This window comes from Thermococcus camini (genome assembly GCF_904067545.1).
Taxonomy (GTDB): domain Archaea; phylum Methanobacteriota_B; class Thermococci; order Thermococcales; family Thermococcaceae; genus Thermococcus; species Thermococcus camini.
This window is the reverse complement of sequence record NZ_LR881183.1, coordinates 687,296-702,554: the sequence shown is the minus strand read 5'-3', so window position 1 is coordinate 702,554 and position 15,259 is coordinate 687,296. Positions and strand designations below refer to the sequence as shown.

The window sequence follows — 15,259 nt, the reverse complement described above, 5'->3', positions numbered from 1 at the left end:
AGGCCGGGGGAAAAGTTTTAGTAATTCCAATTGAGCCTATGGTGGTGGTTAAAGATGAGAATGCTTCTGATACACAGCGACTATTTGGAGTACGAGGTCAAAGACAAGGCCCTCAAGAACCCGGAGCCGATAAGTGAAGAACAGAAGAAGGGAAGGCTCGAGGAGGTTCTGGCGGTTTTCATGAGCGTTGAGAAGGCCGATGAGACCAACCCCGACGAGGTCGTCGAGAAGGCCGTTGTCGAGATTAAGGACGTCGCTTCACAGGTAAAGGCCGGCAGGATATTCGTTTATCCCTTCGCCCACCTGAGCAGCGAACTGGCGAAGCCAGATGTCGCACTCAAGGTTCTCCAGAGGATCGAGGAGAGACTCATGGAGGAGGGCTTTGAGGTCAAGCGCGCGCCCTTCGGCTACTATAAGGCGTTCAGGCTGAGCTGCAAGGGGCACCCGCTGGCAGAGCTCAGCAGAACGATAGTCCCGAGCGGAGAGGCGGTCAGCAAGGAGGAGCGCAACATAGCCCTCGAGAAGGAGGAGGAGCTGAAGAGCTACTGGTACGTGCTCACGCCTGAGGGTGAGCTTATCGAGGTCGAGAAGTTCGACTTCACCGGGCACGAGAACCTCAGGAAGTTCGCCAACTACGAGATAAGCAAAAACAGGATAGCCGACAGGGAGCCGCCGCACGTCAGGCTCATGCTCGAGCACGAGCTGGTTGATTACGAACCTGGAAGCGACGGAGGCAACCTCCGCTACTATCCGAAGGGAAGGCTCATCAAGGGTCTCCTCGAGCAGTACGTCACCGAGAAGGTCATAGAGTACGGCGCCATGGAGGTTGAGACCCCGATCATGTACGACTTCGAGCACCCGGCGCTCGAGAAGTACCTCAACCGCTTCCCGGCGAGGCAGTACGTCGTCAAAAGCGGCGACAAGAAGTTCTTCCTCAGGTTTGCAGCCTGCTTCGGCCAGTTCCTCATCAAGAAGGACGCCACGATAAGCTACCGCAACCTGCCGCTCAGGATGTACGAGCTTACCCGCTACTCGTTCAGGCGCGAGAAGAGCGGAGAGCTTTCCGGCCTCAGGAGGCTCAGGGCCTTCACGATGCCCGATATGCACACCGTCGCCAAAGACCTCAAGCAGGCCATGGACGAGTTCAAGAAGCAGTACAAGCTTAGCATGGAGGTTCTCCGCGGCGTTGGCCTCACCCCTGACGATTACGAGGTTGCCATAAGGTTCACCGAGGACTTCTGGAAGGAGAACAGGGACTTCGTCGTTGAGCTCGCTAGGATAATCGGCAAGCCGGTCCTCATCGAGATGTGGAAGCAGAGGTTCTTCTACTTCATACTCAAGTTCGAGTTCAACTTCGTGGACAACCTCGACAAGGCCGCAGCTCTGAGCACCGTCCAGATCGACGTCGAGAATGCAGAGCGCTTTGGAATAACCTACTACAACGAGGAAGGCAAGGAGGAGCACCCGCTCATACTCCACTGCTCACCCAGCGGCGCCATCGAGCGCGTTATGTATGCAATCCTCGAGAAGCAGGCGAAGCTTCAGGCGAGGGGCACCAAACCGGCCTTCCCGCTCTGGCTCAGCCCGATACAGGTCCGCGTTATCCCAGTCAGTGAGGAGGTCATGGACTACGCGCTCTACGTGGCCGGGAAGCTTGAGGGAGCAAAGATTCGCGTTGATGTCGATGACACCGGCGACAGGCTCAACAAGAAGATAAGGAAGGCCGAGAAGGAATGGATTCCCTACGTCATCGTCGTCGGCAGGAACGAGAAGGAGCAGGGCACCGTAACCGTCAGGAGAAGGAGCGATGGAAGGCAGGTCGAGATGCAGCTCGAGGATCTCATCAAAGAGATAAAGGGCCAGGTCGAGGGCTTCCCGTACAGGCCGAGACCCTTACCGTTGCTCCTCAGCAGGAGGCCCAAGTTCAGGGGCTGATCTTCTTTACCTTTAGCTTTTCTGTCCCCTTTCCTCCGGTGACCCTGAAGAGGTAAGCCGTTGGTTCAAACTCCTCGCAGGGGGAGGATATTGCATACAGATACTCCCTGATGCCATCCGGCTCAAAACTGGAGCGGGCAAGGAGGACGTAATCACTCACACCTGCCACCCAGGCAACGAACTTCTCCGAGACCACATCGCGGTTTATGGGAAGAACCAGGGTCGAGTTGGGAAGCTGGGTGCCCCTTGAGGCGAGGGTCTGGTTGAGAAGTTTGAGCGTGCTTTCCTCACCGAGCATGAGGGCCGCACCCTCGAGGGTGTATATCAATCGGAATGCCGTTTTCTTCGAGAGCACCTCCCCCAGCTCAGTTTCGTATATGTGGCTGATTTTGGGGTTGATCGTTTCAGGTTCGACCTTGTCGAGGTAAAAGACGTTTGGCATGGCCGCCCGAGAACTGTAGCGGGTTCCAAACAGATCGATTATCGCTAGGTCTCCCATTTCAAGGGCGGTTCTTACATCCAGACCTACGGTACCTGCCCGTTTTATAAAATTGGTCAGCGGGCCGGTGTAGTTGGATATTACCCCAAAATAACCACTCTCGATAGCCCTGCGGAGGAGAAGCAGTGGGATCCTCCACGCAGAGGAATACGCGTCGTATATCACCGTAACAACGGCACCGGGGAGGCGATCCTCGTTAAAAATTTCGAGAACGTTCATTTCCATGACTCCCACCCCAAAAATGGGAAGGAGAGACTACTCCCCGGCAACCCTACTGCCCGCGAGGATTTCATCAAGGAAGTCCCTGGCCTCCTCGCTGAATTCCTTCACAGGAACCTCCTTACCGTACTTGTCGTAGACCTTGCCGTCCCTGAAGTTTATCTCAAAGACCTCATAGCGCTCCTCGCTCTTCTCGTGGTGCTTGATGCCGTGCCCCTTCAGGTGCCTCTCAAGGCTCTCGACATCGACGTACTTTCCGCACTCTTCACACCTGTAGAACTGCCAGAAGACGTAGTCCTGGCCGGCGAGCATGTTGTTCTTGATATGGTTGATGAGAGCCCCTCCGAGGTACTCGTAGAGGTCCTCCTGGATAAGGTTCTCCCCGTCCTCGACGACCTTGAAGCCGCTCCACACGATGTGGTCGTTGATGTCGGCGAGAGTCGCCTTTATATAGCGGTAGGTTAGGATGAACGCCCCATTGTGTACAAAAAAGACGCTCTTATCCGGTATAGCGATTATCCTTATCCCGTCACCGCTTCCGTTTTCAGCGAGCTTCTCCGCGTGCTCCCTGTTGTCCGCGACGTCTATTGTAACCCTGACGTTGCTCTTCTTGTGGATCCCCACTATCCTGTCGCCGGATATTTTCCAGTGATAATCATCCAGGTATCTCACCTGAGCGTAGACCCTCTTTATTCTTGGGCTCAGTTCACCGTACTCCATTAATCACCACCGTGGAGAACTCGAAGCCAACGTTAATAAGCTTTAGCGGAAAATTTTAAAAAGGGTCATTAAGGGAGGAAAAGGTTCCGATGGAGAAAAGCTACCTCCCAAAGCGCCTCTGGCGCTTTTGATACTCGCGTATTATTCTGAGGAAGTCAATCTTTCTGAACTCCGGGAAATATACATCGACGAAGAAAAGCTCGCTGTAGGCGATTTGATACAGGAGGAAGTTGCTTATTCTCTCCTCCCCGCCGGTTCTTATGACGATGTCGGGGTCGGGCATGTTCGGGTAGTAGAGGTACTCCTTTATGAGCTCCTCGTCAACGTCCTCCGGTTTTATCCTTCCCTCCAGGGCGTCCCTCACGATGTCCTTAACCGCATCGGCTATCTCGCTCCTTCCCCCGTAGGCGAGGGCTATGTTCAACGTGTAGCTGGAGTACTTCCTGGTGGCCCTCTCCGCCTCCTCCGCGGCTTTCCTGACGTTCTCTGGCAGGAGTTCCTTCCTGCCCAGGACGTTAACCCGGATGCCGTACTTGTGCACCCTCTCGTCTGTGAGAAGCTCCTTGAACTTCTCTTCAAAGAGCCCCATGAGGGCGTTCACTTCCTCGGGCGTTCTCTTGAAGTTCTCGGTGGAGAATGCGTAAACTGTGAGCGTCCGTATATTCAGCTCACGGCACCACTCGAGTATCTCCTCGAGCTTTTGGGAGCCAAAGAGGTGGCCGTACCATGGCGGCTTCTCGAGCTTCCTGGCCCAGCGCCTGTTTCCGTCCATTATTATGGCCACGTGGTTGGGTATGCGGCCTCCCTTAACCCGCTCTAGGAGGTAGTCCTCGTACATGTCGTAGGCGGGCTTGAAAATGATGTGGGGAACGTGGGAAAGAAGACGGGAAAGCATCAGGCATCACTTGATCTTCTTCCTTGACCCGAGGTGCTTCTCCGCCAGCTCCATGTATATCTCGGCGTTCTTCTTCGTCCACTCGATCTCCTCTTCGCTGAGCTGCCTGACGACCTTTCCTGGAACACCGACGACGAGACTGTAGTCGGGTATCTCCTTTCCGGGCGGAACGAGGGCGCCGGCGCCTATGACGACGTGCTTGCCTATCTTGGCACCGTCGAGGATTATTGCCCCCATTCCTATGATGGTATAGTCGCCCACCTCGGCACCGTGCACGACGGCGTTGTGGCCGATGGTGACGTACTTGCCTATTATCGTGGGCTGGCCGTGGGAGGTGTGTATGCTGACGTTGTCCTGGACGTTGGAGCAGCAGCCGATGTAAATCTGCTCTATGTCTCCCCTCAAAACGGCGCTCGGCCAGACACTGCTCTTCTCCTCAAGGACGACGTCTCCTATGACGGAGGCACTCTCATCCACGAAAGCTGTCTCGTGAATTTTAGGCCTCTTTCCATCGAGTTCGTAAATCGCCATAAGCATCACCGGCTTTACTCCTCGACATAACTTATAAACCTAACCGGGCAAGATGGTTCGAGGGGGTGCAATGAGGTACAGAAGGGGAGCGAGCGCGGAGAGGGAACTCATAAAGATGCTCGAAAAGGCCGGCTTCGCGGTGGTGCGCTCCGCCGGAAGCAAGAAGGTTGATATAATAGCCGGAAACGGGAAACTCTACCTCTGCATAGAGGTCAAAAGCACCCACGATGACCGGCTCTACTTCAGCGAGGAGGACTACAGAAAGCTAACATCCTTTGCCGAGCGGTTCGGGGGAAGGGCCGTCATAGCGGTCAAGTTCATCAACAACGGCTGGAGGTTCTTCTACCCAGCAAACCTGGAGAAAGGGGGCAAGAACTATAAGGTGAGCCTCCAAACAAAGAATTACCTCACATTCGACGAAGTAATCGGGAAACAGAGGTCCCTCGAAGGGGTGATAGAACGTGAAACTTAGGGGCATCATGATTATACTCCTGCTCACCGCGGTGCTTCCGTTTCTGCCCCCCACAAGCGCCCAGTCGCCTCTCGTAATCGTGCCCCTGAACAACGACTTCTCCGGGGTTCCCGGGGACACCATAATAATCCCGTTCAGTCTGAAGAACCTTGGAAACCAGACCCTCGAAAACGTCAGCGTCTACATCACCGGGCCTGCCGAAGGATTCCTCTACCAGAGCAAGGTCATCAGAGAGCCTATCGGACCGAACCAAACTTACCAGGATACCCTTTCAATAAAGATACTGAACATCGCCCCCGGGAAGTACAACCTCACCATCGTGGCCAGGGCCGGGTCAGTTTACTCCGAGGCCCCCCTGACCGTGACCGTGAAGACTTTCGTGGACTACGACCTGAAAATCGATGTGGGAAGGAAATACCCCTACGGAAGCAACGTGAGCGTCATTCTCAGAATGGACTCAAAGGCCAATGGAGTGATAATCGGCAGGATAGGCTACACAATCACCAGAGACGGGGAAACAGTCGAGAACTTCGTTACCACCATATACCTAAACCCCGGGGAGAAGTGGGTTAGGAACGTTACCCTCAGCCTGCCCCCTGTGGGGGATTACACCGTGAGGCTGTGGGCGTATTTTGGAGGAAAATCAAAGAGCACCACCGCAACCTTCAGGGTGTTCCAGAGAAACCTCGGTTACAAAGCCTACTTCGAGAACGGGGCAATACACGTATTCGTCCACGACGAGAGCGGCAGGGGTGTTCCCGACATCTCCGTTAAAATAAACGAGATACCGTTCAAGACGGACGAGTCGGGGACCGTTTCGTACCTCGTCAGCGAACCCGGCACGTACGGAATCGTCCTGAACCTTGACGGAAGAATAGTCACAACATTCGTTGAGGTCAAGAAGCTCTTCATAAGCTACGAGCAAAGGAATGAGACCCTCCTGGTGAGGGTTGTTGATTCTACGGGAAAACCGGTGCCCAACATAACCGTAACAGCTTCGGGCCCCCTCGGCAAGGACTACAGCACCACCAACGCCTCGGGATTGGCCGCAGTGGACCTCAGGAGGACAGGCTACGGTACAATAATCCTCAAGGCAGAAAGCAGCACATACATGGGGGCATCGACAAGCGCCAAAACTGTCGAACCGCCGAGGCCCACGCCGACCACGACGTCCAGCCCGAGCCCAACAACCACACCCCAACCAACGACAACTACCACCCCATCAAAGCCGCCGAGGGACTACGGACCCCTCGCGCTTATACTGATCGTCTCGGGCGTCCTGCTCGCGGGAACGTCATACCTTGCGTTTTTCCAGCATACGGTTCAGGAGGAAACCCTTGACAGGTACTACTTCGTCAAGGTGAAGGCACCAAGACTGAGGGGCATTGACAACTTCAGGTTCGAGAAGGGAGTCAACGCAATCGAAGCAAGGGCAACTAGGGGGAAGGTGAAAATCAAGGACGGAAGCGTAATCTGGGAGATCGACCGCCTGGAACCCGGCGAGGAGGCCTACCTGCAGGTCATCCTCGGCTGAACCCCTTTTCTTTCGTAAACCTTATTAAGCTGGCCGAACACATTCAGATGGAAATCTAAAGGAGGCGAAAGCCATGGTGGACATTGAGCTGCTCAGGAGGATTATAGAGGCGCCGGGAGTTTCCGGCTACGAGTTCCTTGGAATAAGGGACGTCGTTTTTGATGCCCTGAAGGACCACGTGGACGAGATATACGTTGACAAGCTCGGCAACGTTATCGCCCACAAGAAGGGCAACGGGCCGAGGATAATGATCGCGGCCCACATGGACAAGATAGGCGTCATGGTCAACCACATAGACAAGGAAGGCTATCTCCACGTCGTTCCCGTTGGAGGCGTTGATCCTAGAACCCTCGTCGCCCAGAGGATAAGGTTCTTCACCGAGAAGGGAGAGCGCTTTGGCGTGGTGGGTCACATACCGCCCCACCTTCAGAAGCCGGAGGACAGGAAGAAGGCCGCTGACTGGGACACCATCGTTGTCGATGTCGGCGCCGACAGTAAAGAGGAAGCCGAGGAGATGGGCTTCCGCGTTGGAACCGTTGGTGAGTTCGCCCCCGCCTTCGTCCAGCTCAACGAGAACAGGATTGCTACGCCCTACCTTGACGACCGCGTCTGCCTCTACGCCATGATAGAGACCGCCAGGGCAGTTGAGAACCACGAGGCGGACATCTACTTTGTCGCGAGTGTTCAGGAGGAGGTCGGCCTGAGGGGTGCCAGGGTTGCCAGCTACGCCATAGACCCGGAGATAGGCATAGCGATGGACGTCACCTTCGCCAAGCAGGTCGGCGACAAGGGCAAGATAGTTCCCAAGCTCGGAGGCGGCCCGGTCATGGACGTCGGGCCCAACATCAACCCCAAGGTTCGTGCCTTCGCCGACGAGGTTGCCAAGAAGTACGGCATAGAACTCCAGGTTGAGGCCAGCCCGAGGCCGACCGGAACCGACGCCAACATAATGCAGATCAACCGCGAGGGCGTTGCAACGGCCGTCCTCAGCATACCGATACGCTACATGCACAGCCAGGTCGAGACGGCTGACCTCAGGGACATCGACAAGACCATCGAGTTTGCCAGGCGCTTCCTTGAGGAGCTTCGCGAGATGGACCTCACACCGTGAGCACGGCCAGGGATATAACCGAGTTTTACCCTCTTTTTCTCATTGTGGGCCCAATTCCCCGGGAAAAGTTTATACTCCAAACCACCATAGTATATACCGGTGGGAAGCGTGGAATATGAGGAGGTTCTAAAAAGCGTGAAGCTCATCAGGGAAGGAATGCCCGCCTCCGTCGAGGAGTTCAAATCCATGGGACTCGCGCGGGATGGGGTGTACAAAAGGCTCGAGTTCGCTATCGGGATGGTTCTGGACGGGCTCTCCGAACTCGCAAGGGAGCACGACATTATCGCCCTGTCGTACAAGGAGATGGTTGAAGGCCTCTCGGAGAAAGGGGCAATTCCCGAAAGCGTCGCTGATAAGGCGATTTTCCTGGCCCAGCTCAGGGAGGTTCTCATCTACGACTACGATTCGGTAAACGATGAAATGGCGTTCAGAGATATGGAAGAGTATCTTGAATTCATTGAGACGGTCCTGACCTTCCTGGAGGGGTCCCGGTGATACTCGTTGTGCCCGTGGGTGATATGGACACCGGAATCGTAGAAACGGTCTCGAGGTTCGTTGACGAGTACTATTCCCGGCTGGGTCTCCCAGTCAGGGTGTCCGATCCGATACCAACAGAACGGTTTTTGGACGCGTACACTCCCTCCAGGAACCAGTTCATTGGCAGGGCGTTCCTACAGGTCCTTGGAAGGATACGAGCGAGAACCGGGGCGAGAGCAGTTCTTGGCATCACCCCACTCGACCTCTACGAGACGGGCCTCAACTTCATATTCGGACTCGCCCACCCTGGGATGGGCGCCGCAGTCATCTCAACCTTCCGCCTTCGGCCCGAGTTCTACGGGGAGAAGACCAACGTGAATCTGCTGGTTGAAAGGGCAGTTAAAGAGGCCATGCACGAGCTCGGCCACGTCTTCGGTCTGGGACACTGTCTGAACAGGCGGTGCGTAATGCACTTCTCCAATTTCATACTCGACACGGACGTGAAGGGGCCGCACTACTGCACGTCCTGTGAGCTCAAACTGAAGAAAAACCTGGGGGTGATTTCATGATTGAGATAGAGATTAAAGGATACGCGGATGATAAAATCTTCAGCAGGGTCAGGGAGAACTTCGAGATGATACGGAAAGAATACCACGAGGACACATACTTCCAGCATCCATGCAGGGACTTCGCCGAGACTGACGAGGCGCTCAGGATAAGGGTGAGACGCTTCAACGGGCACTTCGAGGCGTTTCTGACATACAAAGGACCAAAAATAGACTCGAACTCAAAGACACGAAGAGAAATCGAAGTCCCGCTCAGCGATCCGGACAAGCATGCCGAGATACTGGCTCGCCTGGGCTTCAGGGAGGTCATGACAGTTGAAAAAGTCAGAGAAAAGTACTACGTGGACAAGGGAGTGGTTATAGCACTGGACGAGATTGACAGGCTTGGGAAGTTTATAGAGATAGAGGCCCTGGCCGAGAGTGAAGATGCTGTGGAAGAGACCGTGAAGCGGCTGAAGGAGATACTCGAAAACCTTGGGGTAAAACACTTTGAGAGACGTTCGTACCTCGAGCTCCTGCTTGAAAGGAGGTGAACTATGGGGAAGCTTGATGAGTTCTTTAAATCCCTTGGAGGGGAGAAGAAACGCCCCGAACTTGAAATTCTGGAGGAGATAGAAGCGTACCTCCATGAGGGCGGGATAGACGAGGCTATCGCAAGGCTCCCCGAGATTAAAAAGGAACACAACCTCTTCCTCGCCCTCAGGATGATAGTACGCGCCATAGTCGAAACGCTCGACGAGGCCGAGAGGAGGGGTGCCCTCACAGACAATGAAATAGGGGGGATAAAGGAGAGGGTCCGGAGCCTGATTCCCGCCGTGAACGGCCTGTTCACCAAGCGCTATCGTGCCATCCTTCTCTCAGACCTGGCGGTTCTGTTTTACCGGCTAGACGACGAGCTCAATGGAGATCTAGCACTGAAGACGGCAATAAACCTCGCAGGGGACGATGCCGATATAGTGCGGGATATCATTATGGGGCTTGTGAAGAGAGGGCTTTTGGCGAAGGCAGGCTACGCCATCAAGATGGCGAAGAATCAGGAAACCATTGACGTCGTTCTGGTCAATCTTGCGGAGAGCTTCTACCTCGCGGGTGACGAAAAGAGAGCGGCGTTGATAGTTAAGCACATATCCAACCCATTCCAGAGGGCTATGGCACTCTACTACATGGCGTCCGTTGAGGGAGAGCGGGACCGGGAAAAGGCCCTCCGCCTTCTTGAAGCGGCTTTTGAAGAGGCCGAAAAGGTTGAATCCTCCGACGCGAGGTTCGAGCTCATGCTGAAGCTTTACGACCTCAAACACAGTCTTTTGGGGGAGAGCTTCAACGTGAGGGACGTCCTATCCTGGAAAGGAGTTCCTCAGGAGTGAGGACCGTCTCACCGAGCACGCCCCTTTTCTTCAGCTCGTGGGAGACCTCAAGGGCCGGCGGCAGCTTCACCCCAAGCCTTCTGAGGGTATCCGCCTCTTCCGCGACCTCCTTAGGGGCCCCCTGGAGGACTATCTCCCCGCGGTCCATGACTATAACCCTGTCGGCGTAGCGTAGGATGTAGTCGGTATGGTGCTCCACGAGGACGACGGTTATACCGTGCTCCCTGTTGAGAAGCGACACAAGGCCCAGAACCTCCTGCTTTCCCACGGGGTCAAGCTGGCTCGTCGGCTCGTCGAGAACTATTATTGACGGTTCCATCGCAAGAACAGCAGCTATGGCGAGCCTCTGCTGCTGACCGCCGCTCAGGTTCGGCGGGAACTCCTTTTCAAGACCCCTCAGGCCGGTGACCTCAAGGGCCCACCGCAGCCTTCTGAGTATCTCATTCCGCTCAAGCCCCAGGTTCTCCAGACCGAAGGCTATCTCCTCCTCCACGGTCATGTTGAAGAGCTGGCTCTCGGGGTTCTGGAGGACGAGGCCAACGATCGTGGAAAGAGTTGGGACGGGGGTTTCCTTCGTGTTGTACTCCTCCCCAGTCCTTGGGTCGGTAATAACCACCTCGCCCTCGAACTCCCCCTTTATAGAGTTGGGAATTATTCCGTTGAGGGTGAGGCAGAGGGTGGACTTTCCGCTCCCGCTTGGGCCGATTATCCCGAGGAGCTCTCCCCGCTTTACCGTGAAGCTGATGTCCTTCAGGGAATACCTCTCCGCCCGACGGTATTTGAAGCGGAGGTCCTCAACACGGATTACGTTCATCTGCCCCTCACCACCCTCGGAACGAGGAAGAACGTGCTTATGATGAACACCAGGGTGGAGAATATCTCGAGCCTTCCTATCCACATGTGGAGGATGAGGAGCACCTTCATATCGACGGGCATGTACGTTGAGGTTATCCCCACGCTCAGCCCGACGTTGCCCTGGGCTGAGGCCACCTCAAAGAAGGAATCCACGAGGCTGGTTCCCATGCGGAGCATCGTGTAAACGGTTCCGAAGAGGAGCAGGGCGATGTAGGTTATCGTGAAGCTCATGACCTCCTGAATATCTTCCTCTGTGAACAGATAGCTGCCGACCTTGCGCTTTATAATGGCTCCCCTGGGGAGTATGGCCTGTTGAATCGTCCATTTGAGGCTCTCGTACATCAGCGTGACTCGGATGAGCTTTATACCTCCAGCAGTGCTTCCAGCACCACCACCTATGACCATGAGGATTCCGATTATGAACTTGCCGAGCTCAGGGTACCTGCTGAGATCCGCTATGCCAAAGCCCGTGCACGTTATTGCAGAGACGGAGTGAAAAACCGCCTGGCGGAGGGAATCGCCCACGTTGTCGCCCACCTGGATGAGGCTGTAGGCAGTTATCGCCACAGCGGGGACGAGGAAAATGAACATGTACCTGACCTGGATGTCCTCAAAGAAGGGCTTCAGGTGCTTGCCGACGAACATCTTATAATGAACCGTGAAGTTGACGGCACCCATTATCATCAGGAATATCGTAACCGCCTCGATGGACGTGCTGTTGAAGTAGCCGATGCTGAGGTCGTGGGTGCTCATACCACCCGTCCCCAGGCCTGTCATGGAGTGGGTAACCGCATCGAAGAGCGGCATGCCGTTGATGTAGTACAGGTAGACGCCCACAACGGTCAGGACAAAATAAATCTGGAAGATGACCTTGGAAGTATTGACCAAGTTGGGGAGGATTCTCTCGCTCCTGGCTTCGGCCCGGTAGAGTCTAGCAGCGGCGACGCCGGGACGTATGAGGACGGTGAGGGCGACGAGAACTATACCTATTCCCCCGAGCCACTGCATCCAGGCACGCCAGAAGAGGAGGATATGGGGATAGCTCTCCAGATTGGTCATCATGGTGAGGCCGGTTCCAGTCCAGGCGCTCATGCTCTCGAAGTATGAGTCAATGAAGGACATGTCTGCTATGAACATGAATGGTACGACGCTTATGGCGGAGGCAAAAAGCCAGGTGAATGCGGCCGAAACCATTGCCTGTCTCAGATTGACGTCCTCAATTTTACCCATGTGCCTCGCCAGCCAGGCACCGAAAAGGACGCTGGCGGCCCCGGGGAGGGCGAAGTAGGTGACGTACTTAATCTCCTCCGGATAAAACCAGGCCAGCAGCACCGGGATGAGGTAGGCGATGCCCACGCCCTGAAGGATTGAGCCGATGAGGTTCTTCACCACGAACAGATCGTCCGAGATGTTGATGTGCTTGCCGAGTTCCAGCATAGGCCCACCGTAGGGGTAGGGTTCGCACCAAATAAAAGGTTTTCCCGTGGAAAGGTTTAAGGGGCACGTGCTCCCCTCAGTTATGGTGATAAAAAGTGGAAGAAAGGGAGGCACTGATAAAGGCCGGCGAGATAGCCCGACAGGTTAAGAAGGAAGTGGTCGAACTCATAAAGCCGGGAGCAAAGCTCTATGACATCGCCGAGTTCGTTGAAAGGCGCATAGTTGAGCTTGGCGGAAAACCCGCCTTCCCGTGCAACCTTTCGATAAACGAGATTGCGGCCCACTACACGCCGTACAGGGGCGACGAAACCGTCCTCAGGGAGGGTGACTACCTCAAGCTCGACCTCGGCGTTCACGTCGACGGCTACATAGCCGACACCGCCGTCACATACCGCGTCGGGATGGAAGAGGACGAGCTGATGGAAGCTGCCAGGGAGGCCCTCGAGAACGCCATCTCCACGATCAGGGCAGGTACCAGGATAAACGAGCTGGGGAAGGCCATAGAGGACACCATACGCGGGAAGGGATTCAACCCGATAGTCAATCTAAGCGGTCACAAGATAGAGCGCTACAAACTCCACGCCGGCATCAGCATACCCAACATATACCGCCCCACAGATAGCTACGAGCTCAAGGAGGGAGACGTCATAGCGATAGAGCCCTTCGCGACCACCGGTGCCGGCCAGGTTATAGAGGTGCCGCCGGCGCTCATCTTCATGTACGTGCGCGACAGGCCGGTCAGAATGGCCCAGGCAAGGAGGCTCCTCATGCACATCAAGAGGGAATACAGCACCCTGCCCTTCGCCTACCGCTGGCTGCAGGACTTCATGCCGGAGGGACAGCTCAAGCTCGCCCTCGCCCAGCTTGACAGGGTCGGGGCCGTTTACAGCTACCCGATACTGCGTGAGGTCAGGGGCGGTATTGTAGCCCAGTTCGAGCATACGGTCATCGTGGAGAAGGACGGGGCGTATATAACGACCTGAGCAAGCTTTTAGAAAAAGCTTGAGCAAAAGTAAAATTCCATGAAACACGGGCGAGGAGAGTTGCATCTCCTTCAAAGGGCTGGTTGGCGGGGGTTTGATTCAAAGGCCATGTGGAAATAAGTCTCCCACATATCTTAACGCCCAGAGGGCGTTATATCAACAGGGAGACAACAAAAAGTAGGGGAATTATGAAGAGCAAACCCCCAAAGGGCTCGGCAGTTTGGAAGGAGATGCGAACTTTGATCAAACTTTGCGCAGGCAAAGTTTGGTGGCGCCGGGGCAGGGATTTGAACCCTGGTGGGCAGAGCCCACTGGATCTCGAGTCCAGCGCCTTCCCAGGCTAGGCTACCCCGGCGCGGTTGAGAGTTCATGGTGGAGTTTTATAAATCTTTCCGCGAAAAATTTATTAACAAAAAGTTACTAAAACTCTGTTGAAAAGGTTTAAATTGACCGGTGCCCTAGTATATTACGAAGGAGGTGACAGCATGGTCGGTATTCTTGTGCAGGAAGTTATGACCGACAGGTTCCAGAAAATCGACATCGCCGCCCCGCTTTCTGAGGCGATCGGAATTTTTGAGAAGGAAGACCCCGACCTTATTCTGGTCTTCGACGGAAACCTGTACAAAGGAGTTCTGACGCAGGACCTTATTATACGCTCCCACCTCAAGTGGGACCCAACCAAGGCCAAGGTTAGGGACGTGTACAAAACCGCACCGGTCATCAAGCCGGATGAGGACCTTAGCAAGGCTGCCAAGCTCATGATGGAGGTTGACCTCCGTTCCCTCCCGGTTGGGGAGAGCAAGGCTGAAATCATTGGAGTTATAAGCGACATAGAGCTTCTCAAGAGGGTCGCCGAGGGAGAGTTCGGAAAGAAGAAGACGGAGGAGTTCATGACCAAGGACGTTATAACCCTGAAACCGGACGACACCGTTGCCAAGGCCCTGGCAACCATGCGCGACCACGCGATATCGAGGATCCCGATAGTAAACGAAGCCGGAAAGCTCGAGGGGCTCGTAACCCTCCACGACCTCATCATAAGGTTCATCAAACCCCGCTTCAAGTCCCAGTACGGCGAGGTGGCGGGTGAGAAGATTCCCCCATTCAGCATGCAGCTCCGCGACGTCATGATAAGGGGCGTCATAACGGCAAAGCCGGAGGCCAGGGTCAAGGAGGCAGTGGCGACGATGATGGAGAACGACATAGACGGCCTCATCATCGTCGATGATAACAACAAGGTTGCGGGTGTCCTGACTGTAAAGGACCTGCTCCTGCCAATATCGAGGATGGTGGAGAAGGAGGTCCGCTTCTACCTCCAGCTTGGAGGCGACGCCGAGATACTCAGCGACTTCACAAGGGAACGCATCATAGAGGATGTCAGGCGCTTCGTCGATGGCTACGAGGATCTACTGGGCCAAGAGGGCATAATCTACCTCTACATAAGGCGCTTCAACGAGAAGTTCCGCGGCGTGCACCTGTACCAGGCAAGGATGCGTGTCGTCACCGACAGAGGGGTCTTCGTGGCTACGGGAGAAACGTGGGGTGCAATACAGGCAGTCCACGACGCCCTGCGGGCCATCGAGCGGCAGCTGCTCCAGAAGGCCGAGCTGGAGCACGACACCCGGTACTACAAGAGGTTCATAGAAAAATTGGGACTGGAGTGA

16 protein-coding genes and 1 tRNA gene are annotated in these 15,259 nt (G+C 55.2%); 10 read left to right on the top strand and 7 right to left on the bottom strand.

Annotated features, from left to right (window positions below; translation table 11 throughout):
- Positions 1 to 54 precede the first annotated feature (54 nt).
- Positions 55 to 1,935 carry a threonine--tRNA ligase gene (locus TIRI35C_RS03725; protein ID WP_188201780.1) on the top strand — a complete coding sequence of 627 codons (1,881 nt, stop codon included), beginning with the start codon at positions 55 to 57 and terminating at the stop codon, positions 1,933 to 1,935.
- On the opposite strand, the gene TIRI35C_RS03720 is transcribed toward TIRI35C_RS03725, so the two are convergent.
- The 4 genes from TIRI35C_RS03720 to TIRI35C_RS03705 all read right to left on the bottom strand — a co-directional run bounded on the left by TIRI35C_RS03720 (position 1,925) and on the right by TIRI35C_RS03705 (position 4,799).
- A complete protein-coding gene (locus TIRI35C_RS03720; RefSeq protein ID WP_188201779.1) occupies positions 1,925 to 2,659 on the bottom strand; it encodes a hypothetical protein in 735 nt (244 codons plus the stop codon). The two genes, TIRI35C_RS03725 and TIRI35C_RS03720, sit on opposite strands and share 11 nt — an antisense overlap.
- 30 nt (positions 2,660 to 2,689) lie before the next feature.
- Positions 2,690 to 3,373: a TBP-interacting protein gene (locus TIRI35C_RS03715; protein WP_188201778.1), complete on the bottom strand. Its 684-nt coding sequence runs from the start codon at positions 3,371 to 3,373 to the stop codon at positions 2,690 to 2,692.
- Positions 3,374 to 3,473: 100 nt separating this feature from the next.
- Positions 3,474 to 4,268, bottom strand: a complete 795-nt coding sequence (gene uppS, locus TIRI35C_RS03710) for a polyprenyl diphosphate synthase (RefSeq protein WP_188201777.1) — start codon at positions 4,266 to 4,268, stop codon at positions 3,474 to 3,476.
- Between the two features lie 6 nt (positions 4,269 to 4,274).
- A complete protein-coding gene (locus TIRI35C_RS03705; RefSeq protein WP_188202997.1) occupies positions 4,275 to 4,799 on the bottom strand; it encodes a gamma carbonic anhydrase family protein in 525 nt (174 codons plus the stop codon).
- 70 nt (positions 4,800 to 4,869) lie between these two features.
- On the opposite strand from TIRI35C_RS03705, the gene hjc reads away from it, so the two are divergent.
- The 7 genes from hjc (at position 4,870) to TIRI35C_RS03670 (ending at position 10,323) form a co-directional block, all read left to right on the top strand.
- Complete coding sequence (gene hjc, locus TIRI35C_RS03700; RefSeq protein WP_188201776.1) at positions 4,870 to 5,271, top strand: Holliday junction resolvase Hjc; 402 nt, start codon at positions 4,870 to 4,872, stop codon at positions 5,269 to 5,271.
- Positions 5,261 to 6,805, top strand: coding sequence for a COG1470 family protein (locus TIRI35C_RS03695; protein ID WP_188201775.1), 1,545 nt, complete (start codon positions 5,261 to 5,263; stop codon positions 6,803 to 6,805). Before hjc ends, TIRI35C_RS03695 begins: the two co-directional genes overlap by 11 nt.
- 73 nt (positions 6,806 to 6,878) lie before the next feature.
- Positions 6,879 to 7,916, top strand: coding sequence for a lysyl aminopeptidase (locus TIRI35C_RS03690; protein ID WP_188201774.1), 1,038 nt, complete (start codon positions 6,879 to 6,881; stop codon positions 7,914 to 7,916).
- Between the two features lie 99 nt (positions 7,917 to 8,015).
- The gene (locus TIRI35C_RS03685) at positions 8,016 to 8,411 is read left to right on the top strand and encodes a DUF86 domain-containing protein (RefSeq protein ID WP_246454678.1); all 396 of its coding nucleotides are present in this window, start codon (positions 8,016 to 8,018) and stop codon (positions 8,409 to 8,411) included.
- Positions 8,408 to 8,962, top strand: coding sequence for an archaemetzincin family Zn-dependent metalloprotease (locus tag TIRI35C_RS03680; protein WP_188201773.1), 555 nt, complete (start codon positions 8,408 to 8,410; stop codon positions 8,960 to 8,962). Before TIRI35C_RS03685 ends, TIRI35C_RS03680 begins: the two co-directional genes overlap by 4 nt.
- Positions 8,959 to 9,492, top strand: coding sequence for a class IV adenylate cyclase (cyaB, locus tag TIRI35C_RS03675; RefSeq protein WP_188201772.1), 534 nt, complete (start codon positions 8,959 to 8,961; stop codon positions 9,490 to 9,492). The genes TIRI35C_RS03680 and cyaB overlap by 4 nt, the downstream gene beginning before the upstream one ends.
- Positions 9,493 to 9,495: 3 nt before the next feature.
- Positions 9,496 to 10,323 carry a hypothetical protein gene (locus TIRI35C_RS03670; protein WP_188201771.1) on the top strand — a complete coding sequence of 276 codons (828 nt, stop codon included), beginning with the start codon at positions 9,496 to 9,498 and terminating at the stop codon, positions 10,321 to 10,323.
- Here TIRI35C_RS03670 and TIRI35C_RS03665 read toward each other — a convergent pair.
- A complete protein-coding gene (locus TIRI35C_RS03665; RefSeq protein ID WP_188201770.1) occupies positions 10,277 to 11,137 on the bottom strand; it encodes an ATP-binding cassette domain-containing protein in 861 nt (286 codons plus the stop codon). The two genes, TIRI35C_RS03670 and TIRI35C_RS03665, sit on opposite strands and share 47 nt — an antisense overlap.
- Positions 11,134 to 12,615, bottom strand: coding sequence for a TrkH family potassium uptake protein (locus TIRI35C_RS03660; RefSeq protein ID WP_188201769.1), 1,482 nt, complete (start codon positions 12,613 to 12,615; stop codon positions 11,134 to 11,136). Before TIRI35C_RS03660 ends, TIRI35C_RS03665 begins: the two co-directional genes overlap by 4 nt.
- Before the next feature lie 95 nt (positions 12,616 to 12,710).
- On the opposite strand from TIRI35C_RS03660, the gene map reads away from it, so the two are divergent.
- Positions 12,711 to 13,598, top strand: a complete 888-nt coding sequence (map, locus tag TIRI35C_RS03655; RefSeq protein WP_188201768.1) for a type II methionyl aminopeptidase — start codon at positions 12,711 to 12,713, stop codon at positions 13,596 to 13,598.
- A gap of 269 nt (positions 13,599 to 13,867) precedes the next feature.
- Here the strand turns inward: map and TIRI35C_RS03650 are convergent.
- A tRNA-Ser gene (locus TIRI35C_RS03650) sits at positions 13,868 to 13,953 on the bottom strand.
- A 130-nt stretch (positions 13,954 to 14,083) separates the two neighbouring features.
- On the opposite strand from TIRI35C_RS03650, the gene TIRI35C_RS03645 reads away from it, so the two are divergent.
- Positions 14,084 to 15,259, top strand: coding sequence for a CBS domain-containing protein (locus TIRI35C_RS03645; RefSeq protein ID WP_188201767.1), 1,176 nt, complete (start codon positions 14,084 to 14,086; stop codon positions 15,257 to 15,259).

Excerpts from the sequence above, each read along its gene's own strand:
- TIRI35C_RS03725 (WP_188201780.1), top strand. The coding sequence starts at position 55 with ATGAGAATGCTTCTGATACACAGCGACTATTTGGAGTACGAGGTCAAA.
- TIRI35C_RS03720 (WP_188201779.1), bottom strand. The coding sequence starts at position 2,659 with ATGGAAATGAACGTTCTCGAAATTTTTAACGAGGATCGCCTCCCCGGT.
- TIRI35C_RS03715 (WP_188201778.1), bottom strand. The coding sequence starts at position 3,373 with ATGGAGTACGGTGAACTGAGCCCAAGAATAAAGAGGGTCTACGCTCAG.
- uppS (WP_188201777.1), bottom strand. The coding sequence starts at position 4,268 with ATGCTTTCCCGTCTTCTTTCCCACGTTCCCCACATCATTTTCAAGCCC.
- TIRI35C_RS03705 (WP_188202997.1), bottom strand. The coding sequence starts at position 4,799 with ATGGCGATTTACGAACTCGATGGAAAGAGGCCTAAAATTCACGAGACA.
- hjc (WP_188201776.1), top strand. The coding sequence starts at position 4,870 with ATGAGGTACAGAAGGGGAGCGAGCGCGGAGAGGGAACTCATAAAGATG.
- TIRI35C_RS03690 (WP_188201774.1), top strand. The coding sequence starts at position 6,879 with ATGGTGGACATTGAGCTGCTCAGGAGGATTATAGAGGCGCCGGGAGTT.
- cyaB (WP_188201772.1), top strand. The coding sequence starts at position 8,959 with ATGATTGAGATAGAGATTAAAGGATACGCGGATGATAAAATCTTCAGC.
- TIRI35C_RS03670 (WP_188201771.1), top strand. The coding sequence starts at position 9,496 with ATGGGGAAGCTTGATGAGTTCTTTAAATCCCTTGGAGGGGAGAAGAAA.
- TIRI35C_RS03665 (WP_188201770.1), bottom strand. The coding sequence starts at position 11,137 with ATGAACGTAATCCGTGTTGAGGACCTCCGCTTCAAATACCGTCGGGCG.
- TIRI35C_RS03660 (WP_188201769.1), bottom strand. The coding sequence starts at position 12,615 with ATGCTGGAACTCGGCAAGCACATCAACATCTCGGACGATCTGTTCGTG.
- TIRI35C_RS03645 (WP_188201767.1), top strand. The coding sequence starts at position 14,084 with ATGGTCGGTATTCTTGTGCAGGAAGTTATGACCGACAGGTTCCAGAAA.